Annotated in this window: 17 protein-coding genes and 1 tRNA gene; 5 read left to right on the top strand and 13 right to left on the bottom strand. The window is 63.3% G+C overall.

The genetic code is table 11. The features are described from left to right. A complete protein-coding gene (gene cmoB / locus IZU87_RS05060; protein ID WP_213113886.1) occupies positions 1-1,029 on the top strand; it encodes a tRNA 5-methoxyuridine(34)/uridine 5-oxyacetic acid(34) synthase CmoB in 1,029 nt (342 codons plus the stop codon). 114 nt (positions 1,030-1,143) lie between these two features. Here the strand turns inward: cmoB and norR are convergent, their stop codons facing one another. Next, positions 1,144-2,916: a nitric oxide reductase transcriptional regulator NorR gene (gene norR, locus IZU87_RS05055; RefSeq protein ID WP_213113885.1), complete on the bottom strand. Its 1,773-nt coding sequence runs from the start codon at positions 2,914-2,916 to the stop codon at positions 1,144-1,146. 193 nt (positions 2,917-3,109) lie between these two features. Here norR and IZU87_RS05050 point away from each other — a divergent pair, with 193 nt between their 5' ends. After that, complete coding sequence (locus tag IZU87_RS05050; RefSeq protein ID WP_213113884.1) at positions 3,110-4,327, top strand: globin domain-containing protein; 1,218 nt, start codon at positions 3,110-3,112, stop codon at positions 4,325-4,327. 165 nt (positions 4,328-4,492) lie between these two features. Here IZU87_RS05050 and cysN read toward each other — a convergent pair whose 3' ends face one another. From cysN to IZU87_RS05020, 6 genes are all read right to left on the bottom strand, one after another. Next, positions 4,493-5,944: a sulfate adenylyltransferase subunit CysN gene (cysN, locus tag IZU87_RS05045; protein WP_213113883.1), complete on the bottom strand. Its 1,452-nt coding sequence runs from the start codon at positions 5,942-5,944 to the stop codon at positions 4,493-4,495. Positions 5,945-6,102: 158 nt separating this feature from the next. Next, positions 6,103-7,014, bottom strand: coding sequence for a sulfate adenylyltransferase subunit CysD (cysD, locus tag IZU87_RS05040; protein ID WP_054557074.1), 912 nt, complete (start codon positions 7,012-7,014; stop codon positions 6,103-6,105). A 337-nt stretch (positions 7,015-7,351) separates the two neighbouring features. After that, positions 7,352-8,098 (bottom strand): metallophosphoesterase, encoded by a 747-nt coding sequence (locus IZU87_RS05035; protein WP_192838500.1) that lies wholly within the window; start codon positions 8,096-8,098, stop codon positions 7,352-7,354. Positions 8,099-8,218: 120 nt separating this feature from the next. Beyond that, the gene (locus tag IZU87_RS05030) at positions 8,219-8,665 is read right to left on the bottom strand and encodes a DUF1249 domain-containing protein (protein ID WP_043337025.1); all 447 of its coding nucleotides are present in this window, start codon (positions 8,663-8,665) and stop codon (positions 8,219-8,221) included. A 366-nt stretch (positions 8,666-9,031) separates the two neighbouring features. After that, the gene (locus tag IZU87_RS05025; RefSeq protein ID WP_213113882.1) at positions 9,032-9,670 is read right to left on the bottom strand and encodes an NUDIX domain-containing protein; all 639 of its coding nucleotides are present in this window, start codon (positions 9,668-9,670) and stop codon (positions 9,032-9,034) included. Positions 9,671-10,026: 356 nt separating this feature from the next. Next, the gene (locus tag IZU87_RS05020; RefSeq protein WP_213113881.1) at positions 10,027-10,716 is read right to left on the bottom strand and encodes a tetratricopeptide repeat protein; all 690 of its coding nucleotides are present in this window, start codon (positions 10,714-10,716) and stop codon (positions 10,027-10,029) included. Positions 10,717-10,906: 190 nt separating this feature from the next. On the opposite strand from IZU87_RS05020, the gene IZU87_RS05015 reads away from it, so the two are divergent. After that, complete coding sequence (locus tag IZU87_RS05015; RefSeq protein ID WP_084589654.1) at positions 10,907-11,446, top strand: GreA/GreB family elongation factor; 540 nt, start codon at positions 10,907-10,909, stop codon at positions 11,444-11,446. 60 nt (positions 11,447-11,506) lie between these two features. Here IZU87_RS05015 and IZU87_RS05010 read toward each other — a convergent pair whose 3' ends face one another. Beyond that, on the bottom strand, positions 11,507-12,562 hold the full coding sequence (locus IZU87_RS05010) for a methyltransferase (protein WP_213113880.1): 1,056 nt from the start codon (positions 12,560-12,562) through the stop codon (positions 11,507-11,509). 81 nt (positions 12,563-12,643) lie between these two features. Further along, on the bottom strand, positions 12,644-13,585 hold the full coding sequence (locus tag IZU87_RS05005; RefSeq protein WP_213113879.1) for a methyltransferase domain-containing protein: 942 nt from the start codon (positions 13,583-13,585) through the stop codon (positions 12,644-12,646). 312 nt (positions 13,586-13,897) lie between these two features. Between IZU87_RS05005 and IZU87_RS05000 the strand changes: the two genes are divergently transcribed. Next, a complete protein-coding gene (locus tag IZU87_RS05000) occupies positions 13,898-15,067 on the top strand; it encodes a glycosyltransferase (protein ID WP_213113878.1) in 1,170 nt (389 codons plus the stop codon). A 350-nt stretch (positions 15,068-15,417) separates the two neighbouring features. Here IZU87_RS05000 and IZU87_RS04995 read toward each other — a convergent pair. Next, positions 15,418-15,494, bottom strand: a tRNA-Arg gene (locus IZU87_RS04995). Between the two features lie 191 nt (positions 15,495-15,685). Further along, positions 15,686-18,037 (bottom strand): sensor domain-containing protein, encoded by a 2,352-nt coding sequence (locus IZU87_RS04990; protein WP_213113877.1) that lies wholly within the window; start codon positions 18,035-18,037, stop codon positions 15,686-15,688. A gap of 553 nt (positions 18,038-18,590) precedes the next feature. Here IZU87_RS04990 and IZU87_RS04985 point away from each other — a divergent pair. Further along, positions 18,591-19,382: an alpha/beta fold hydrolase gene (locus IZU87_RS04985; RefSeq protein WP_213113876.1), complete on the top strand. Its 792-nt coding sequence runs from the start codon at positions 18,591-18,593 to the stop codon at positions 19,380-19,382. A gap of 173 nt (positions 19,383-19,555) precedes the next feature. Here IZU87_RS04985 and trpA read toward each other — a convergent pair whose 3' ends face one another. Both trpA and trpB read right to left on the bottom strand, forming a co-directional pair. Then, a complete protein-coding gene (trpA, locus tag IZU87_RS04980) occupies positions 19,556-20,395 on the bottom strand; it encodes a tryptophan synthase subunit alpha (protein WP_213113875.1) in 840 nt (279 codons plus the stop codon). 126 nt (positions 20,396-20,521) lie between these two features. Further along, a complete protein-coding gene (gene trpB / locus IZU87_RS04975; protein ID WP_054554923.1) occupies positions 20,522-21,763 on the bottom strand; it encodes a tryptophan synthase subunit beta in 1,242 nt (413 codons plus the stop codon). Positions 21,764-21,862: the final 99 nt, after the last annotated feature.

Here is a 21,862-nt window from a genome sequence, read left to right as displayed (position 1 = left end):
ATGAGCATTTCCCCGTATGACCGCGACCTTTACCGTGCCTTCACCGAGCTTGCCTGTGAGCCAGGCGCCGTCGGCGACGGCTTCGCCCGCTGGCTGGGCGCCCTGCCCGAGCAACTGGCCAATGGCCTGGACCGCAAGCGTCATGCCGACCTCAAGGCCTGGCATGGCGCGCTGGAAAAGCTGCCCGCCCTGCCCGACGCGCGCGATGTACAGCTGGATGCCGACCGGGTCGGTGCACGCTTCCCGACTGGCCTGACTAGCGGCCAGCTGCGCCAGAGCGAGAACCTGCTGCGTGCGATGATGCCGTGGCGCAAGGGCCCCTATCAGCTCGACGAGATCCATATCGACACCGAATGGCGCTCCGACTGGAAGTGGCAGCGTCTCGCGCCGCACCTGTCGGATCTCACCCATCGCCGCGTGCTGGATGTCGGCGGCGGCAATGGCTACCACGGCTGGCGCATGGTCGGTGCAGGCGCGGCCTTCACGCTGGTGATCGACCCTTCACCGCGCTTCTACTGCCAGTTCCATGCCGTGCGCCACTTCATCGGCGCGGACCACCCCCGGGGCCGCAATCTGCACTTCCTGCCGGTGGGCATCGAGGATGTGCCAGCGAAGATGGGCGCCTTCGATAGCGTATTCTCGATGGGCGTGCTCTATCATCGCCCCTCGCCGATGGACCACCTCTTCCAGCTGCGTGACACCCTGCGTCCTGGCGGCGAGCTGGTGCTGGAAACCCTGGTGGTGGAAGGTGACGTGACGACGGTGCTGATGCCCGGCGAGCGCTACGCCGCGATGCCCAATGTCTACTTCCTGCCCTCCTCACAGGCGCTGGCCCACTGGTGCGAGCGCGCCGGCTTCAAGGACGTGCGCATCGTCGATGAAGCCGTGACCACCCTGGACGAGCAGCGTGCCACCGACTGGATGACCTACCACTCGCTGAGCGACTTCCTCGATCCCGCTGACCCGAGCCTGACCCGCGAAGGCCACCCGGCGCCGCGGCGTGCGGTGCTGATCGCCACTCGCGCCTGAGCTGGCGTCTGCACGCGCGTTCGAGACACGAACTTCTCGTCGCGCCAGGGCCGGCGGCGGCAGAGATACAACAACGGCGATGCTCCATGAGCATCGCCGTTTTCTTTTCTCTCCTCAGACAATTCCCAGACGCTGCGCCTGCCGGTACAGGTTGCCGCGATCGACCTTGAGTCTGCGCGCCGCCTCCGCCCAGTTGCGATCACTCGCCTGCCAGACCCGCGAGATGTGCTCACGCTGAAATGCCTCGGTGGCATCGCGTAGCCCCAGCGTCTCGTCGCCGTCCTGCCAGGCGGTGCGCGGTGCAGAGCTTCCTTCCCCTGTCTGACTCGCTCCTGCCATCTGACTCGCTCTTCCTGTCTGATCCACCCTCCCCACCTGCGCGCCCTGAACCTCCTGCGCCACGCTGGCGGCCCGTTCAAGCGACACCTCGGCGTTGACCTCCAACCCCAGCAGTTCCGGCGTGATCACCACCAGCTGGCGCCCATCGGCGCGCAGGCGAGTCGGGTGAGCACCATGCGCGAGCCGGGCATGCAGGGCCGCGCGGCTCAGGCAGTGCTCCAGCTCACGCACGTTGCCGGGCCAGGGGTAGTCGCACAGCAGGCGCTCCGCCGCTGGCGTCAGGCGCAGATTGCCCAGCCCGAGGCGCGTACGGTTGTGCTCAAGAAAGGTGCCGGCCAACGCCAGCAGGTCCGCACGCCCGCGTTCACGCAGCGGCGGCACCCTGAGCGGATAGACGCTCAGGCGGTGATAGAGGTCTTCACGGAAATGCCCGGCGGCGACCTCCGCCTCGAGATCGCGATTGGTGGCCGCGATGACGCGCACATCGACTTTGACCACGCGATCGCTGCCCAGCGGCTGCAGCTCGCCTTCCTGAAGTACCCGCAACAGCTTGGGCTGCAGCGCCAGCGGCAGCTCGCCGATCTCATCCAGCAGCAGGGTGCCGCCATCCGCCATCACGAAGTGGCCACGGTGATCATGGGTCGCGCCCGAGAAGGCGCCACGCCGATGCCCGAACAGCGCGCTTTCGACCAAGTCCGGCGACAAGGCGGCGCAGTTGATGCGTACCAGCGGCCGCGCAGCCCGCCGCGAAGCGTCGTGCAGACGCTGGACCACGCCCTCCTTGCCCACGCCGGTCTCGCCCTGCACCAGCACCGTCATCTCGGTATCGGCGACCGCCTCCAGCTGGGCCTCGAGCCTGGCCATCGCCGGGCCACGCTGCGGGCAGGCCATGGCACTCTGTGACGCCATGCCTGTCGGTGAGACCACCATCGGTGCCGAAAGCCCTGACCTGCCGACCGCGGCCCACTCCTGTCGTAGTGACAGCGACAGACAGTGTGCGGGGAGTGACAACCAGGCCTGCAACTCCTGAAGCGGAAGTGCCAGTTCGTCCGTACTCGCAGAGGCGCACAACGATTCCAGCGGGGCCAGCACTCCCGGTGTCAGCGCATCGAAGGTCATCACCCCCAGCAGTGTATCGCCCTCGCGCAGCGCGATACCGGCGCAGTCATGCACCAGCAGATCCGGCCCATGCACGTCCCCCAGCAGGCCATCGAAGGGGTCCGGCAGGTCGCTGTCCAGCGCGAAACGATGCACTCCCGTGTGCTCGGCGATCGCCTTGAGCCGCGGGTGCTCCGCCAGCGCGAAGCGTCGCCCACGCACCTCGGCAGGCAGGCCGTAGGTGGCCAGTGGCAACAGCTCGTCACGCTCGGGCAGGTAGCGCATCAGGGTCGCCGCCTCACCGGGCAGCTGCTGCATGATCGCGGCCAGCAGACGCGTCCATGGCAGCGCTCGCCGCTCGCCGCCCTCCTCGCGGGACAACCAGGCGGCGAGCCAGGCGTTCACGGCCGCGACCGGCGTATCGTTCAGGGGCAAGAGGGCATCGGGCATGCGGTCATCCTTGCGGATATCGGGAGTGAGAGGGCTGAAGATTGATGTCATCATGACACGCTTGATGTCATTAGAACACGCCACATGACCATGTCATTTTGACATCATAGACCTGCAGAGTGCATGACGACTGGCCTCGAGAGTTGGCACGCCCCTTGCCATAGAGGGAGGGACATCAATCAGAGGTATCGTCATGCTGACCAACGCCCAGGAAGACCTGATCGCCGCCACCGCTCCCGTCGTCGCCGAGCATCTCAATGCCATCACGGCGCGCTTCTATCCGCTGATGTTCGAGCGCTATCCCGAGGTGAAGCCGCTGTTCAACCAGACCCACCAGGCCAGCGGCGGCCAGGCCCGTGCGCTGGCCGGCGCCGTACTCGCCTATGTCGGCGCACGCCACTCGCGTGAGGCGGTGGACCGCCTGCTGGCGCCCGTGGTCAGCAAGCATGTCTCGCTCAATATCCTGCCGGAACACTATCCCATCGTCGGCGAGTGCCTGATGACCGCCATCGGCGAGGTGCTGGGGGACGCCGTCACGCCGGAGATCGCCGATGCCTGGGGCGCCCTCTACGGGGAACTGGCCGCTGTGCTGATCGCCGCCGAGCAGGGCCGCTACGACAGCTTCGCCGCTACCCGCGGCGGCTGGCAGGGGCTGCGCCGCTTCCGCATCGTGCGCACACAGGACGAGAGCCGCGAGATTCGCTCGCTGTACCTGGCGCCGGTGGAAGGCCCGATGTTCTCCTTCCTGCCGGGCCAGTACATCGGCATGCGCCTGACGACACCGCAGGGCGTGATCCATCGCCATTACAGCCTGTCCCACGCGCCGGACGAGCGCTTCTGCCGCATCTCGGTCAAGCGTGAGGCCCATGGCCAGTCCAGCCAGTACCTGCATGCGCTGAAGGCAGGTGACGAGATCGAACTGCTGCCGCCAGCCGGCGAGCTGACCTTCGAGCATGCTGCCCCGCAGAGCGCCGATGCCCCGGTGCTGTTGCTGTCGGCGGGTGTCGGCCAGACGCCTATGCTGCCGCTGCTGACGGCGGCGCTGGCAGCAGGCCGCCAGGTGATCTATCTGCATGCGGCGCGCAATCCCGAGGTGCATGCCTTCGACGCCACCCTCAAGGCGCTGGTCGCGCAGTATCCAAGGCAGCTGCATTATCAGGTCTGCTACGAACAGGCCGAGACGCTGCCGCCCCATGCGCAATTGGGCATCATCGAGCGCGACTGGCTGGCGCAGCAGATCGCCGCGACCGGTGCCAGCGCCGAGTCGCTGCAGGCCTTCGTGATCGGCCCGCATGGCTTCATGCAAAGCATGATCCAGCACCTCAGCCGTATCGGCGTACCGCTCACCCAGTGTCACCACGAGCATTTCGGCCCCTCCGCCCCACTCGCCATCGACACTGCTGTCGCCTGATGCGCCAGGTGTGAGCCGCACCATGCAAAAAGCCCCCATCGCCTTGCGGCCATGGGGGCTTTTGCGTTCTCCGGCTTCATTCCAGCAGGCCGTGTTGTTATTGCGTGTCCAGCGTTGTTGTTGGTATTTCGCTGACTTCCATTCTGCTGTCGCTACAGGACGGAATCAGTTGGTGCGGCCGAGCAGCTCGCGCACATCGCGGGCTTCCCAGTGCGGGAAGTGCTTGCGCACCAGCGCGTTGAGGTCGGCTTCAAACGCGGCCCAGTCGGTCTGCTGGGTGGTGGCCTGGGTGCCGGAGCGACCCACGCCGCGAATCATGCCCGCGCCGACGGTCACGTTGCTCAGACGATCGATGACGATGAAGCTGCCGGTCCCCGGGCTTGAGCGATAGTCGTCCACCGGCACCGCCTGGGTCAGCTCGAGCTGGACGCGGCCGATGGCGTTCAGCGCCAGACTGTCGCCCTCGTGATGCTCCAGCGTGTTGACGTCGTAGAGGTAGTCGATGGCGCTGACCTGGCCGGTCAGGTCACGGGTCGCCAGCTTGATATCGTACTGACGGCCCGGCTGCAGCGGCTTCTCGTGCATCCAGACGACATCCGCTTCCAGTGCATTGGAGAGCGGCAGTTCGGCATCCGCCGCCACCAGCCAGTCGCCACGCGAGATGTCGATCTCGTCGTCGAGCGTCAGGGTGATGGCCTGACCCGGGTAGGCGATCTCGAGATCACCATCGAAGGTGACGATGCGTTCGATGGTCGAGGTCTTGCCGGACGGCAGCACCTTGACGCTGTCTCCCGGACGCACGACACCGGCCGCCAGGGTGCCGCAGTAACCGCGGAAATCGAGGTTGGGACGATTGACGTACTGCACCGGGAAGCGCAGATCGCTGAGGTTCTGGTCGTGGGTCAGTTCGACGGTTTCCAGCACCTCCAGCAGTGACGGGCCCGCTTCGCCATCGACGGTGTACCAGTCCAGTGCCGGGCTGCGATTGACGACGTTGTCGCCCTTGAGCGCGGACATCGGCACGAAGCGGATGTCCGGCGCATTCAGCTTGTTGGCGAATTCCTGATACTCGGCGACGATCTCGTTGAAGCGCGTCTCGGAATAATCGACCAGGTCCATCTTGTTGACCGCGATCACCAGGTGCTGGATGCCCAGCAGGTCGGCGATGAAGCTGTGGCGACGGGTCTGGGTCTGCACGCCGTAGCGCGCGTCGATCAGGATGATCGCCAGGCTCGCGGACGAGGCGCCAGTGGCCATGTTGCGGGTGTACTGCTCGTGCCCCGGCGTGTCGGCGATGATGAACTTGCGCTTGTCGGTCGAGAAGAAGCGATAGGCGACATCGATGGTGATGCCCTGCTCACGCTCGGACTGCAGGCCATCGACCAGCAGGGCCAGATCGACCTCGTCACCGGTGGTGCCGCTGGTCTTGGAGGCCTGGGTGATGGAGGCCAGTTGATCTTCATAGATCAGCTTGGAATCGAACAGCAGACGACCGATCAGGGTCGACTTGCCATCATCGACGCTACCGCAGGTGATGAAGCGCAGCAGGTCCTTGCGCTCGTGTTCTTGCAGGTAAGCTTCGATATCCGCGGAAATCTTGTCTGACGCGTGGGACACACTCTTCTCCTTGCCGCTGTCATGGGCCTGATGAGGTGGCGAGCCAGTGTCGCGAACCAGTGTCTCGTGAGGCTGCGAGCCGTCTCATCAGGCGAATTGTTCGTTCGGGTCATCAAGCGCCGCGTGGCGGCGCCTGCAGGCAATGTGCTGGGGCGACCTTAGAAGTAACCTTCGCGCTTCTTCTTCTCCATCGAGCCTGCCTGGTCGTGATCGATGGCACGACCGGAGCGCTCACTGGTCCGCGTCAGCAGCATTTCCTGGATGATTTCCGGCAGGGTCGCGGCGGTGGATTCCACGGCGCCGGTCAGCGGGTAGCAACCCAGGGTACGGAAGCGCACGGACTTCATTTCCGGCACTTCGCCTTCCTTGAGCGGCAGACGGTCGTCGTCGACCATGATGTCGAGGCCGTCACGCTTCACCACCGGACGCACGGCGGAGTAGTACAGCGGCACGATCTTGATGGATTCGAGATAGATGTACTGCCAGATGTCCAGCTCGGTCCAGTTGGAGAGCGGGAAGACGCGGATGGACTCGCCCTTGTTGATCTTGGAGTTGTAGATGTTCCACAGCTCCGGACGCTGATTCTTGGGGTCCCAGCGATGGTACTGATCGCGGAAGGAGTAGACGCGCTCCTTGGCCCGCGAGGCTTCCTCATCACGACGTGCGCCACCGAAGGCGGCATCGAAGCCGTGCTTGTCGAGTGCCTGCTTGAGACCGGCGGTCTTCATGATGTCGGTGTACTTGGCGCTGCCGTGATCGAACGGGTTGATGCCCGCCTCGACGCCTTCCTGGTTGATGTGCTCGATCAACTCCATGCCGACTTCCGCGGCCATCTCGTCGCGGAACTTGATCATTTCCTGGAATTTCCAGGTGGTGTTGACGTGCATCAGCGGGAACGGCGGCACGCCCGGCGCAAAGGCCTTGCGCGCCAGGTGCAGCATGACGGCGGAATCCTTGCCGATGGAGTACAGCATGACCGGATTGGCAAATTCCGCTGCCACTTCACGGATGATGTGAATGGATTCGGCCTCAAGCTGCTTGAGGTGGGTCTGACGTTCGGGGGTAAGCATCGCGTGCGGCAACCTCGTGAGCGTTGGGACACGCCCCGAGAGGCGGCCCGTGAAGTCAGTGGCGCGCTCTGTCAGCGACAGATGGATGCCCCGAGGGAGCACGCCGAATGGTTACACGGTACTCGCCCCGCCTTGATAACGTCAAAGAATCAGAAACTATCTTTTAAGACCAAAAAGGCATACCTGATACCTGTGGGTCTTGCGCCACATTCAGGAAGACCGAGGACATTCACGCTGACACCCAGAACTTTCATGCTGACGCCCAGAACATTCATGCTGACGCCGAGGCAGCGCCAGCGCATGGGGCGAGCTTGCCCGCCCTTCCTTGCGAGACTGGCTAGAGCGTGACCCGCTCCACCCAGGTCTCGAGATGCTCGCCATCGAGATCCACCACGCGCAGCCCGGGGCGCGCCGCCTCATCCACGGCGAAATCATGGCTCAGCGGAGCGAACTGATCGGAGGTGGAGGGAACGCCATAGACGGCCACACTGCCCTGCCCACACGGCATGAGTTGCGTGAAGGCCTGATGGATATGCCCACACAGCACGGCCCGCACCTGCGGGTATGGACGCAACGTTTCCCACAGCGCATCGCGGTCGGCAAGGCCCAGCGCATCCATCCAGTCCGAACCGATCGGCAGCGGATGATGATGCATGGCCAGCAGGATCGGACGCGGGTCCAGCTCGACGGACAGCGCCAGTGACTGCGCAAGCTCGCTCAACTGCTCCTCGCCAAGTTCTCCCCCGGCCTGCCCGGTGACGCGCGAATCCAGACACAGCAGTCGCCAGTCGCCCAGATCCAGCTCGTGATGGAAGGGACGCAGCTCCTGCATGAATTCAGGGTGATCGTGGTTGCCCGCGAACCAGAACCAGGGGCAGCCAAGGCCATCGAACAGCTCTGCCGCCATGCGATAGGAGGCAGGGCTCTCATCCTGGCTGACATCACCGGTCACCAGCAGGATATCGGGGCGCAGGCGCGAGGCATGCGCCATCACCGCCTCCAGCTGACGCCAGGGGAAGCCCAGCCGTGAACGCGCGTCAGGGTCAGCGCGCAGATGGCAATCACTTATCTGAATCAGTCGCATCGGTCTCTCGAGCAGCAGGGAAATGAACAGAACCGCGACGGCCGGACCATCGCGGTTCTGTCAATCAAGACGGGAAATCCATCGGGTGTCAGCGCCTGTGCGCCATGCCAGCCTTGAGCGTCACGGCAACTCCGGCACATCCGCCTGGCCGAAGGCGCGGGCATGGGTCAGCCATTCGCCGAGAAAGCGATTGAGCTGAAGCTTTTCGTCCGGCTGGTGCATGCGCGGATTCGGGTAACGGTTGCGCCCTGAGAAGTGACGCTGACGCTGAAAGTCGGTGACCTCCGCCATGCGCACGTCGTGGTACAGATGCACGCTCATGCGCGGCGAATCGATGATGTGGTCCAGCACGCCGGTCTGGGCGACCGTGACCATGGTGGTATAGGGCGCGCATTCGACCACCTCGAGCAGCAGCGTGCCGAAGTGGCCCTGATTGCCCGCCAGCGGGAAGGCGAAGCTGTCACCGGCCTCGGCCTTGCCGAGGATGCGCGTGAGGCGCAGATAATTGGACCCGCACTCGGCATGGAGTGCTTTTAGGTCAGCCACATAGGCTTTCTTGACCTGCATGGGCGATCTCCTTGCGAATCTCAGAACATTGGCATGTTGTCTGTCAAAGCACGCCCGCTATCGTGCGTGGCAAGATGCGGGCGACGTGCGATAAATCAAGCGCTGCGCCAGCGCTCAGGCTGTCGGCGTTCGGCGTTCGGCGTTCGGCGTTCGGCGTTCGGCTATCAACTCTCGGCTACCGACTCTCGCTTCCAGCTCTCGGGACTGAAGCTGAGACGAAAACCGAGACTGATACGGACACTGGCGCAGACAGTGATCATTGCTGGCTGCCGGTTTTCAGCAAGCCTCTAGAATAGCAGCTCTGACGCGCAGGTTGAGGAACCCTGCGTGAGACGCGGGGGATTGCCAAGCTTCGCCTTCACTGCCTCAGGCATGCATGACGCGCAACGAGGCACGTTCACGCAGCAGCCATTGCATGGCCATGATGGCCATCGCATTACCCAACCGCCCTTGTTCCAGCAGCGTGAGGGCCGCCTGGAAATCGAGCACATGCACACGGATGTCTTCATTCTCCTCGGCCAGACCATGCACGCCGCCCAGCCCACTGCTGTCACACAGACCGATGAACAGCGTGACCTCCTCGGTACAGGCGCCGGGGCTCGGGTAGTAGCGGTACAGTTCGATCAGGTCGGTCAGCTCACATCCGGCCTCCTCGATCGCCTCACGGCGCGCGACCTCATAGGCCTGTTCGTCCTTGTCCACCAGCCCTGCAATCGGCTCAAGGCTCCAGGGCGTGCGTGCGTCTTCCAGCATGCCGGCACGAATCTGTTCGACGAAGACCACGCGGTCGTTGACCGGGTCATAAGGCAATACGCCTACCGCATCGTGACGGACATGCACCTCGCGATGGATCACATCGCTCCAGCCACCGTTGAAACGCTGGTGGCGGAATTCGCGCTGCTCGAGGCGAAAGAAGCCGTCCTGCAACACCCTGGCCTCGATCAGTTCGACATCATCATGTGCGAAGGCCTGTTGCCCTGCGACGTGCTCTTGTTGCTCGCTCATGCATCCTCCTTGGCTGAGCAGACATTATCCTGTCCTGCCGCGAGACTGGCCAGCCCGTCACCTGCAAACTTGCTTACCGCGCCGTACTGAGTCAGTCATCAGCGCCATTCAAGGCGCCATCTGAAGGCATCTGGGCGACTTCTCATCCACAGAGTGGCAAATGACACGGCCCGAGCGGGATCTCCGCTCGGGCCGTGGGGCTCAAGGACTCAGTAATTCAGGGAATCGGGAATTCATTCGAGGCGGTTAGAACAGCGCCTGACGCCAGCGCTGCCGTTCACTTGTATGGCTCACTGATGTCGCTCCAGCCAGTCTCAGCTTCTGGTAGCCATGCAAGCGATACGGGCGGCGGAGACTCACTGCAGGCGCTTGATCAGCGCGGTGATCTCTTTCTGCAATTCCTGATCGGCCAGCTCACGGTTGGGACGCGGCGGCCCGTCCTGGGCGAGACGCGCATGCTTGAGCGCTTCCTCATCACGGCCTTCGGAGGCCAGATAATCGGCGTAATAATAATTGGTATCCATGCCCGTCGGGTTGACCTCAAGCCCCTTGCGCAGCACTTCTCCCGCCTTCTCATCGTCCCCGAAGCCCACCGGCCAGCCGGGCGCCTTGTCATAGAGCGCGCCAAGCGTCACATAGGCTGAGGCATTGTCGCCCTCGGGGTCGAGCGTGATCGCCTTCTCGAGCGTGGCCTTGGCTTCCTTGGCCAGATCCAGTGCTCCCAGGCCACCGCGCGCCTTGGCCCATGAGGCCAGGATGATGCCTTCCCAGGTCAGCACATGGGCGTTGTCCGGATACTGATCCGCCAGCGCGCGTACCTCCTTGCCCAGGGCCTCCATGCCCTTTTCCTGAGCATCACCGGAGACCTGATAATTGATCTGCGCCCAGCGCTTGGAGAGCGGGAAGACGTCATCATCGCCCGGGGCAGCATGGACTCCGGTCATGCCGGCCAGCGTGATGCCCAGCGCCATGCCCCCGGAGAGCAATACGCGACAGCAACGGGATATGACACGGCAAGACGGGTGTGAAGATGGCAGCGTGGGCATGGACAGCTCCCTGATTTTCGTTATTGTTGGCAGATTCAGCATGGGTGACGCGCAAGTGCTCCGGCGAGCACACTCTGACTGTAACGAACGTTTGAATCGGCCGCCAATCACCCTTGGTCGCAGGTCTCAACGCTAGCGAACATCGCACACGACGCCTTGAGCCTTACCCACAGAACCAGCGGAGCAGACCATGCAAGGTCGCAACATGACACGCTGGCGCGACCCCAAGACGGACCCGCGCCAGGAAAAGAAGAGCAACGTGATTACCCCGCAGGGCCACGCGAAGATGAAGGGCTTGGCCGACCACCTGAGGCGCGTGAGGCGCCCGGAGCTTTCACGCAAGACGGGCGAGGCCGCCGCCATGGGGGATCGCAGCGAGAATGCGGATTACACCTACAACAAGAAGGCGCTCAATCAGACCATCGCCAAGATTGCCTATCTGGAGAAACGCCTGGATGAGCTGACGGTGGTCGATCGCCTGCCCGCAGATCTGGAGCGCGTCTATTTCGCGGCCTTCGTGACGCTGGAGGACGAGCAGGGAGAGGAGATGGAGATCCGCATCGTCGGCCCTGATGAGACCGACAATCCGCGCCGCTGGATCAGCGTCGATGCGCCCCTCGCTCAGGCATTGCTGGGCAAGGGGCTGGATGACGAAGTGAGCGTGGCCGCACCGGGTGGCGAGACGACCTACATCATCACGGCCATCCGCTATCAGTCGCCGGAGGCGTAAGCGGCGAGCTGGGCATCAGGCCGCGGGGAATCAGGCCGCAGGGGCTCAGGTCGCAGGGAATCAGCGCGCCTTGCGTGCACGATAGACCTTGAACTGGCGCGTTTCCGCGAGCACTTCAAACTCGCCGAAGGCCGCCTGCAGCAGATCGGGATACGGCAGGAAGGCGTTGGCGACCAGCGTCAGGGTGCCGCCGGGCATCAGGTGATCCGGTGCCTGGCTGATCAGGCGCGCCGCCGGTCCATAATCGATATCGCGCTCATGATGGAACGGCGGATTGGCCACGATGGCCTCGAACCGCTCCCCCTCGAACGCCGCGAAGACATCACTCAGGCGTACGTCCGCCTCAAGCCCGTTGAGCGCCAGACTGCGACGGGTCGCCTCCACCGCGAAGGCACTGACGTCGCCTGCCATCACGCGCGCACCGTGACGCGCCAGCCAGCAGCTGATGATGCCATCACCCGCCCCGATATCCAGCGCACGCTTGTAACCACGGGTCGGCAGGTTTTCCAGCAGCAGCGCGGTCCCCGGGTCCAGCTTGGCATTGCCATACAGTCCCGGATGGCTGGTCAGTCGCATCTCCAGCGCCTCGAATTCGCCCCAGCCTTCTGTCCATTGTCCAGCCACTGCCAGTGGCGATTCACTGCTGGCGGCCTGTTCGGCCGTCAACTCACGCGTGGCGGATGACCACAGCTGGCAACGGCGCGCGGTATCGTCCTTGCGCGCCGTCATTCCCAGTGCCTTGAGGATGCGCTCAGCGCGCTTGATGCCGCCATTGACCTCGCCCACCACCTTAATCGGCGTACCGGCCGGCAACACCTGGCACAGCGCCACCAGCCACCACTCGCCCAGCGCGTGCGCCTTGGGCCAGAACACGATGGCGCCCGCGGCTTGCGCGATGGTGTCGTCAGCTCGCGCATCGGCGAAGGACACCGCATGGCTGACCCGGTGCCCGGCTTCCCGCGCGGCATTCACGATGCCTGTGTCATGCCCCCAGACACGCCGCTGGCGGTCCGATGACAGCCACCAGTCATCACGCGGCGCAGCGACCCACAGCCAATCACGGAAATCACTGTCCTGACGCTCGAGCAGCTGACAGGCGGGGGTTTGAGCAGACATGAAGACTCCAACAGGGTAGGAAGATACGGACAACGGCGAGAGCGCCGGATATCGAAACAATGCGGTTGTGCAGGTGCCGCCTCAGGCCGGGCGCACCAGCTCATAGTGCAGATAGCGGCCCAGATAGACGAAGGGGGGCGTGCGCCAGTGCTGGCACTCGAGCGCCAGCAATTTCTGCATGTCAGCCTCGCTCAGCGGGTCGCGTGAGCGCAGGTAGTCATGGAAGACGCGCAGCCCGGTCAGCTCACGTACCTCAAGCCCCGCCTCCGCGGCCCACTGACGTATCTCGCCATCGCGTAGCGGTGAGATGGGCGTCAAGCGCTTGCCGGTACCCCAGCCTGCCAGGCGCCCTTCCAGCACCTTGTCGAAATTGCCCTTGCTGACATTGGAAAACGCCAGCGCATCACGATTGAAGACACTCAGCGACATGACGCCACCGGGCGCCAGCAACTCCGCGAGCAATGCAAAACCCTCCCGGGGATCGACCAGCCACTCCAGCACGGCGTGGCACACCACCACCGGCCACCGCTGATCAGTCGCGGCGGCGAAGCCCTGCAGATCACGCCCCTCCCAGACCAGTCGCCCAGCGAACGGCTCATCATTCGACAGCGCGTCGGTTTGACCTGGCACTTGCGGATCTGACGCCGCCTGAGCCGTCCGGGAGGGATCAGCAGTCGAACCAGCGGGCAGCCCCTGGCCTTGCGGCGCGGCAGTGCTCAGGAAGCGTTTCGCACGCTCACGCATCTCGCCAGAGGGTTCGACCAGCGTGAGGTGGTGCCCACGCGTGAGCCACCAATGAGCGGTCTGCCCGAGCCCTGCACCGATCTCCAATACCGGGGAAGGCGGCAAATGCGAGAAACGCTCATCCATCAGGCGCTGGGTGAGCGCAAGACGAACACGACCGCGCTCCGTGGTGTAGAAACCACGTTCGAACTTGTCGGCCAGACCGTCGAAATGACGATCAGCGGTGGCACGGCGAACGCGAGAAGCGCCAGCGCGGGACGAGGTTTTCGGCTCAGGCATGAAGAATATCTTGGCGAAGGAGAAAGAACTGACGAAGCAATGGTGCAGATAATGCCTCACTCACTCGCCAAAGGCACTTCTCGGTGCGGATGAACTGCGCACTGATGCCGCTGACGGCCCGCCGCCACGCATTTCCTCCGCCAAATGGATCGGCGTAGAATGGCGCCTGCATCGAGGGGCCAAGGAACGGCACATGGCGAGGAAAGAGGTCATGGGGCAGAGAAAGACCGACACTTGATCGACTTGAGCAGCCAAGGCTTCAACGTGACTGACTTGTGCACATCGACTCCACTTCCGACATAGACCTCAGCCATGAAACAACGCGTCCTGCTAATCGTCCGCAAGCTCAACATCGGCGGTATCCAACGCAATACCGTCAATCTCGCCAATGTCTTGCACCGCGAAGGCCATGAGGTCCATGTACTGGTACTGAAAGGCGAACTGGAACTCGTCCCGGATGCCGGCGTGCACCTTCATCAGGTCGACTTCGACAAGGCATTTCGCAAGACGGGCATCGGCCTGTTCTACGACCTGTTCACTCGCCTGCTGCTGGCTCCGTGGATCAAGGGCTCAGGATATGTCTGGCGGGGCTATTACGGCGGCCACTATCTGCGCCGTTTCGTCGCACGACTGGAAAAGGAACACGGCCCGATCGATCGGGTCATCACGCGCGGCCAGGGCGCCTTCGAGACCTTCTGGTCGTGGCGGGACCCTCGCCTGTGGCAGGTGGCGGTGTCATGGCCCGGCGACCTGAAAGAGGGCTGGCAACAACGCTTCCTGCTGAGTCGCCTGTATAGCGGCAAACAGGTCGTGTGCAACACCGACAATGTGCGCCAGCAACTGGAAAGCCTGCTGGACCATCACGGGATCAAGGCGGCGAGACTCGCGACCATCGGCAATGTCTGTGATCTGGATGCCATCGCCGCCATGGCAGAGGAAGTGGTGGAACTGCCCTCCCGCCCTTACGTGGTACAGGTATGTCGCCTCTCGGACGTCAAGCGTCAGGATGTGCTGATCAAGGCATACCTCGCCTCAGGCATCGAGGAAGACCTCGTCATCGTCGGCGATGGCCCCAAGCGGGAAGCCACCGAAGCGCTGATCCGCGAGCTGGGCGTCGGCGACAGGGTCCACCTGATCGGTAGCCGCCTGAACCCCTACCCGTGGATGAAGCACGCCCGTCTGTTCGTGCTCAGTTCACGTAGTGAGGCCTTCGGCATCGTGCTGGTGGAGAGCATGTGCTGTGGCACGCCGTGCGTGGCACCGGATGTCCCCGGCGGCATTCGCAATGTCTTGATCCATGATCAAGCGCGCCTGATCTCCGAAGACTCCATCGAGGCGCTGGCAGCCAAGATTCGTGAAGGCCTCGCCAACCCGCCGGCACTCGACTCGGATCCGGAGCTGATCGAACGCTTCCGCGATACCCGCATCATGCAGGAGTTTCTGACCCTGCCCACTGATGCCGTGACATCAGACTCCCGCTGACACCCAAAGCCCTGCATTTATCGAGAGACTCTCTTGCAGGGCTTGTTCTTGCGCCTTCCTACGACGCTGAACTGGCAGGACGATTGGCTGGCAAGACGATTGGCTGACAATCCGGTTGAGTGACAAAGCGATCGACAGACACGACGGTGCGATGTCCAGACCAAGAGTCAGGGCATTGTTGATCGAGTATCGGATAGGGTAATCAAGTGCGGAAGCCAAGCTCGGGAGTCGGGCCTGAAGCCAGGACAGACGCTGTTCACAGAGCAAGGTCCGAGCACACAACGAACGGTACTGAAAAGACGATGACGCAGAAGGCTGGACAGACGACGTCGTCCAGAAGGTGGGATTGCTGGCGCCCCCTGCAGGAGTCGAACCTGCGACCTGCCCCTTAGGAGGGGGCCGCTCTATCCAGCTGAGCTAAGGGGGCGTAGCGAGCGGAAGTATAAGCCATTGAAGTGGCGAGATAAACCCGACAATTGCTGCACCGCCAGCTTCGCGCCCCTTCGTCGGCATCCATATGCTGGAGGCGCTGGATCAATAACCTGAAGGCATGCTCCACGCCTGATTTCGGTGTCATGCCCCCAGGCTGGCTGAGACAGCCTCATGAACATGCCTCCTCTATCCTTTCGACAACCGGGCCTCCGCATCGCCAATCACCTCTGCCATCGGGCGCGGGCGCCCCAGCAGGTAGCCCTGGACTCGCGAGCAACCCATGCGCCGCAAGACTTCGAGTTGCTCCGTCTCTTCCACGCCTTCCGCCACGACATCAAGTGACAGGGCGCTCGCCATCATCAGCATGGCACGCACGATCTCATTGCCCGTGGTATGCGTGTCTGGCGCATCCTCAAGACACAGGTCATTGATGAAGCTGCGATCTATCTTCAGCTCCTTGAGCGGCATACGACGCAAACGCGACAGATTCGAGTAGCCGATGCCGAAATCATCAATCGAGAAGCTCAGGCCCAAGGCTGCCAACTGGTCAATCTTCTCGAGCATTGCCGCTTCATCATCCGTCGCCAGGCTCTCGGTGATTTCCATACGCAAGAGCTCAGGCGCGAAGTCATGTTGCGCCAACAGCCTGGTGACCTGCGGCACGAACTCGCTGCTACGGAACTGTACCTGACTGACATTGACCGCCATCGGTAGCGCATAGCCTCGGGCGGTCATGGCAGCAAGCTCGCGACAGACCTGCTCCAGCACCCAATGCCCCAGCTCGAGAATCAGTCCGGACTCCTCCGCGATGGGGATGAAGGTCGCTGGCGAGACCATCCCCAGCTGCGGGTCATGCCAACGCAGCAATGCCTCGGCGCCACACAATTGCGGCTCACCACTTTCGGGCAGGGAAAATTGCGGCTGGAGGTGGACACTCAACTGCTGGCGAGACACGGCCTCACGCAGCGCGTGTTCCATCCGGGCGGCATCGATGATGCGCTGGCGCATCTCGGGCGCGAAGAAACACAGCCGTGCACGCCCGGCCCCCTTGCTCTCATAGAGTGCGATATCCGCTTGATGCAGGAGGTGACTCCAGGCATCACCCTCTTCTCTATCGATCTCGGTGTGCTCCGCCTTGCCGGCCGGCAACACTTGCTGAGAGCAGGCGCCATAGCCTTCCTCGTGACGCGGATAGAGCGTGATGCCCAACGAGCCGGTCAACTGATGCGTTCGCCCTTCAAGCTCCAGCGGCTCCTGCAGTCGCTCCAGCATCTCCTCCGCTACCTGGCGCGCTCGGCTAGCCGCTTCGCGCGGCCCACCGGCTCTCGGCGCCAGCAGCACGATGAACTCGTCTCCCCCATGGCGCGCGAGGAAGTCCTGCGGGCCCAGCATCTCTGCCAGACGCGAGGCGACCTGCTTGAGCGCCAGGTCACCGGCATCGTGTCCGAGGATATCGTTGAGACGCTTGAAGTGATCGAGATCCAGGAACATCAGCGCGCCCATCTCGCCGGGCTGGGCCTGCTCCGCCAGCTCACAGAGATGACGACGCACGAGACGCCGATTGGGCAAGCCGGTCAACGAGTCGTGCAAGGCCTGATGCGTCAGTTGCTGGTCACGTCGATAGCGTTCGATCGCCAGTCTGGCCACCTTGACCGCCACTTCGAGCAAGCCATGGTGAGTCGCATCGAAGACCTCGCCTGTCTCGGCATAGAAGGCAAAGCTGCCCAGCGGATTATCCTCGCCATCGAGAATCGGCATCGACAGGCAGGCATCCAGCCCCAACGCATGCGGATGCTCACGGAAGCCCTCCCAGGCAGGTTCCTGCGCGATGGAAGGCGTCATGACCGGCTTGCGCCGCCACATCGCCGTCCCACAGGTGCCCACGCCTTCCCCGATCTTCAAGCCACGAGTGAACAGCATGAAGCTTGCCGGCAGACTGGGGCCCTGCCCTGCCACGATGGTGCGGCCCACATCATCCAGCAGCAGCAACGAGGAGCGCACCTGAACCGCGGCGCCTTCGATGGTCAGGCACAGGTCTCGCAATGTCTTGTCCAGAGACTGACCTGCCGCCACGGCTTCCAGCAGCTCAAGCTGGGAGTGGCTCAACATCAAGGCTCGGTGCATCTGGGTAATGTCCGTCTGCAACCCCAGATACCCTTCCACCCGCCCCCTGGAATCCTTGAGCGGAATGCAGCGCAGCCGCAATCGCAGTGGTTGGCCATTGCTGTCGTAATGCACCAGCTCCTCATCGCTGGGTTCGCCGCGGCGGCGTTGTTCACGCAATCGGGTGATGACCAGCAGATCGGATGCCGGCCCCATCAGGAATTCACTGGGCACCTTGCCGACCACCTGCTGCTCTCGATAGCCGAGAAGCTGCTCAAAGGCGGGGTTGACCCAGCGAATGCGCCCTTCGAGGTCGTAGCAACAGACGCCGTTGCTGGTGTGATCCAGCAGCTGATTCAGCAAGCCTTCGGCTTCCTGGCCATTGGCGGGCCGGGAAGTGCTCGGCATGGTGCCAAACGATGTGGTGTCACTCACTGGCGTATCCTCAGCAGACTCCTCTGCGATCTTGGCTGGATGACATGCCGAGCCTTGTGCAGGACTCGGAGAATTACCAGCACCAGCGTGCCGGATCCTCGGCACCAGTATGCGGCCTATGTATCAGTAATATTAACCCACTGCGATGCGTTGAATATGAGTCCAGCGTCATTCGATCGGCACTGGCGTCGATCATCATTCGACTCTCGAGCGCCGCTCAGGCTTTGAATCGAGCGCGTTCACTCCCACAACACTGACAGCGCTCACATTTCAGATGCCCTGACAGCATGATCCACTCGGCAGCGTCGGGCGTAGTACACACATCACGCCATTCGCCACGGAGAGCCACTCCTTGAACGCTCTGCTGCCCTTTGTGTCAGTCACACTCTGCATGCTGCTCTCGGGATGCGGGCCGCACTACCTTGCGGCCAATGACATCCACCGGGCCCCTTACCTTGATGAATCCTCCGCCTCACCCCATCTCGTGACCCGCGACGCCACGTCGCTGACATGGGAGTCCTGGCAACCTGCGCAGGCAACCCCTCAACGCGCCATGCTGCTTGGCCTGCACAGCTACGGCGACTTCCGCCTGGCATATGCCGATCTGGGCCCGTGGCTGGCCGGACAAGGCATCGTGACCTACGCCTATGACCAACGTGGTTTCGGGGAGTCCAGCCAGCAAGGGCGATGGCCGGAGACCCCGTTGCTGGTCGAGGACCTGGTGGACGCCATCACGGTACTGCGCCAGCGCCACCCGGACCTCCCCTTGATCGTGGCGGGCGAAAGCATGGGCGGCTCGGTGATACTCAATGCCCTCGCCCAGCACCCGGCGCTGTCGATCGATGGCAGCCTGCTCGCCGCCCCGGGCGTCCGCGGCGGTATCCGCTGGCGCTATCTGTACAACGCAGGGCTCTGGACGGCGGCGCACCTGATCCCCGCGACCAGCGTGGAGGTACCACGCAGGTACCCCGAAGGAGAACTCAAGCCCGCGGCCGCCAGACGATTGGCCGAGGATTCCCGCGTCGTGCATTCCGTGCGCCTTGATGCCTATTACGGCCTGATCCGCTTCACGGATCACGCCAGCGATGACATCGCAGCACTTTCTGCTGATACACGACTGCCGCCCACTCTGCTGTTGCACGGTGATCGCGATGAGACCGTGCCCAGGGTGGCCATTGAGCAACTGGTCAGCGACTGGCCGAGCGCCTCACGCGATACGCTCGAGATTCATTACCTGCCCGAGGCACCCCACCTGCTGCTGCAATGGCACGACAGTGAGCAGGTACGTGGGCGGATAGCACACTGGTTGGCCGAGATCCTGCCAGCGCGCGCTTCACAAGAATGAAAGCAAGAGCGAGAGCGAGAGTAAGAACGAGGCGATGGACGTGACACGCCGCGTCGTGCCGATAGCGCGCGCCCCACAAACAGCAACGCCCCGAACAAGGTTCGAGGCGTTGCTGTCTATCTATCTATCTAACTATCGCCCCTGCGAGGGGCATGCTGGCCGCTAGCCAATGATCACTGACGCGCGGTCTTCAGGGCATCAGCCAGTTCACGGGTCAGGGCGTGCACGGCCTGAGTACCCTGCTCCGGCGTCTCGGCATTGGCCTGCAGGTCGATCAAGGCAGAGCCGATCACCACACCGTCGGAGAAACGCCCGATCCGCGCCGCCTGTTCAGCGGTACGGATACCGAAGCCGACCGCGACCGGAATATCGGTATGTTCACGAATGCGACCGACCTCGGCCTCGACCTTCTCGGCAGTCGGTGCCGCGCCGCCGGTCACGCCATTGCTGGAGACGTAGTAGAGGAAGCCCGAGGTGTTGGCCAGCACACCCGGCAGACGCTCGCTGTCGGTGGTCGGCGTAGCGAGGCGAATGAAGCTGATGCCCGCTTCGCTGGCCGGGACGCACAGCTCGTCATCGTGCTCCGGCGGCAGATCGACGACGATCAGGCCGTCGACGCCGGCCTCGCTCGCCTGCTCGAGAAAACGGCTCACGCCACGACGATAGATCGGGTTGTAGTAGCCCATCAGCACGATGGGGGTGTCCTGATCGCGCTTGCGGAACTCGCTGACCATCGCCAGGGTGCGGTCCATGGTCTGGCCGGCCTTCAGGGCACGCTGGGTAGCATGCTGAATGGCCAGACCATCGGCCATCGGGTCCGTGAACGGCATGCCCAGCTCGATGACATCGGCGCCGGCGTGCGCCATGCCGAGGAAGGTCGCGAGGCTGGCATCGTAGCCGGGGTCGCCCGCAGTGATGTAGGTCACCAGCGCGGCACGATTCTCGGCGCGCACGGCAGCGAAGCGACGGTCAAGACGGCTGCTGGCAGTAGTGTCGATAGCGGAAGTGCTCATCAATAGACTCCGAATTTGCTGGCCTGCAGGCATCGATGACAGCTGCAGGTGAAGAAGGCATGGGGCGCTCAGATTCGATCAGCGACTGACGACTCTGACGCCGGGCAACACGTGACAGACCCGGGCTTACTCGCCGTCAGGGTTCAGGCCCAGTTCGTCGGCCAGGTGATGAGTCACGGTGGCCATGTCCTTGTCACCACGGCCGCTCAGGTTGACCACCATCAGGTGGTCCTTCGGCAGGCCCGGTGCACGCTTGATGACTTCCGCCAGCGCATGGGAGGACTCCAGCGCCGGAATGATGCCTTCCAGACGGCACAGCATCTTGAAGGCGTCCAGCGCTTCCTGGTCGGTCGCGGCGACATATTCGGCACGCTTGATGTCATGCAACCATGCGTGTTCCGGACCGATACCCGGATAGTCGAGACCGGCGGAGATGGAGTGCGCATCGCCGATCTGTCCCTCTTCATCCTGCAGCAGGAAGGTACGGTTGCCATGCAGAACGCCCGGCAGGCCGCCCTTGAGGCTGGCGGCATGACGCGGAGTTTCCAGGCCTTCACCAGCGGCTTCGACACCGATGATCTCGACGCTTTCCTCATCGAGGAACGGGTGGAACAGGCCCATGGCATTGGAACCGCCGCCGATGCAGGCGACCAGCGAATCTGGCAGACGCCCTTCCTTCTCCTGCAGCTGCACGCGGGTTTCCTGACCGATGATGGACTGGAAGTCACGCACCAGCTGCGGGTACGGGTGCGGCCCGGCCACGGTACCGATGATGTAGAAGGTGTCATCGACGTTGGTGACCCAGTCACGCAGCGCCTCGTTCATGGCGTCCTTCAGCGTGCCATCACCGGCGGTGACAGGCACGACCTTGGCGCCCAGCAGCTGCATGCGCTGCACATTGGGCTGCTGACGATGGATATCGGTGGAGCCCATGTAGATCACGCAGTCCAGCCCGAAACGCGCCGCCACGGTGGCAGTCGCCACACCGTGCATGCCGGCACCGGTCTCGGCGATGATGCGCTGCTTGCCCATGCGGCGAGCGAGCAGTACCTGGCCCAGCGCATTGTTGATCTTGTGAGCCCCGGTATGCATCAGGTCTTCACGCTTGAGATAGATCTTGGCGCCGCCCAGCTGCTCGGTCAGGCGCTCGGCGAAATACAGCGGGCTCTGGCGGCCGACATAGTCCGCGGACAGGCCAGCCAGCTCCTCGGCGAATGCCGGGTCCTGCTTGGCGGCTTCATACTCGCGCTGCAGGTGCAGGATCAACGGCATCAGCGTCTCGGCAACGAAGCGGCCGCCGAAATCACCGAAGAAACCCTTGGCATCAGGCCCTTGGCGCAGGCTGGGGGTAGCAGTCGTCTGGCTCATGCTGAACTCCTCGAATCGTGTCAGTGGCTGGTCTCACATACTGCGCAAGGCATCTGCGGGGCCAGCGATATGGTGATCATCCTAGCGCTGCAGGCACTG

Origin of the sequence: Cobetia sp. MC34 (assembly GCF_018340035.1) — a bacterium.
In the GTDB taxonomy this organism is placed as follows: Bacteria; Pseudomonadota; Gammaproteobacteria; order Pseudomonadales; family Halomonadaceae; genus Cobetia; species Cobetia amphilecti.
Note: the sequence above shows the minus strand (reverse complement) of the source record. Positions and strands in the feature narration are given on the sequence as shown.

Bases quoted from the DNA above. Each gene is read 5' to 3' on its own strand.
- trpA (WP_213113875.1), bottom strand. From the start codon at position 20,395: ATGAGCACTTCCGCTATCGACACTACTGCCAGCAGCCGTCTTGACCGT.
- IZU87_RS05020 (WP_213113881.1), bottom strand. From the start codon at position 10,716: ATGCCCACGCTGCCATCTTCACACCCGTCTTGCCGTGTCATATCCCGT.
- IZU87_RS04985 (WP_213113876.1), top strand. From the start codon at position 18,591: ATGCTGCTTGGCCTGCACAGCTACGGCGACTTCCGCCTGGCATATGCC.
- IZU87_RS05035 (WP_192838500.1), bottom strand. From the start codon at position 8,098: ATGCGACTGATTCAGATAAGTGATTGCCATCTGCGCGCTGACCCTGAC.
- IZU87_RS05030 (WP_043337025.1), bottom strand. From the start codon at position 8,665: ATGCAGGTCAAGAAAGCCTATGTGGCTGACCTAAAAGCACTCCATGCC.
- trpB (WP_054554923.1), bottom strand. From the start codon at position 21,763: ATGAGCCAGACGACTGCTACCCCCAGCCTGCGCCAAGGGCCTGATGCC.
- IZU87_RS05000 (WP_213113878.1), top strand. From the start codon at position 13,898: ATGAAACAACGCGTCCTGCTAATCGTCCGCAAGCTCAACATCGGCGGT.
- norR (WP_213113885.1), bottom strand. From the start codon at position 2,916: ATGCCCGATGCCCTCTTGCCCCTGAACGATACGCCGGTCGCGGCCGTG.
- IZU87_RS05025 (WP_213113882.1), bottom strand. From the start codon at position 9,670: ATGAGCGAGCAACAAGAGCACGTCGCAGGGCAACAGGCCTTCGCACAT.
- IZU87_RS05050 (WP_213113884.1), top strand. From the start codon at position 3,110: ATGCTGACCAACGCCCAGGAAGACCTGATCGCCGCCACCGCTCCCGTC.
- cysD (WP_054557074.1), bottom strand. From the start codon at position 7,014: ATGCTTACCCCCGAACGTCAGACCCACCTCAAGCAGCTTGAGGCCGAA.
- IZU87_RS05005 (WP_213113879.1), bottom strand. From the start codon at position 13,585: ATGCCTGAGCCGAAAACCTCGTCCCGCGCTGGCGCTTCTCGCGTTCGC.
- IZU87_RS05010 (WP_213113880.1), bottom strand. From the start codon at position 12,562: ATGTCTGCTCAAACCCCCGCCTGTCAGCTGCTCGAGCGTCAGGACAGT.
- cmoB (WP_213113886.1), top strand. From the start codon at position 1: ATGAGCATTTCCCCGTATGACCGCGACCTTTACCGTGCCTTCACCGAG.
- IZU87_RS05015 (WP_084589654.1), top strand. From the start codon at position 10,907: ATGCAAGGTCGCAACATGACACGCTGGCGCGACCCCAAGACGGACCCG.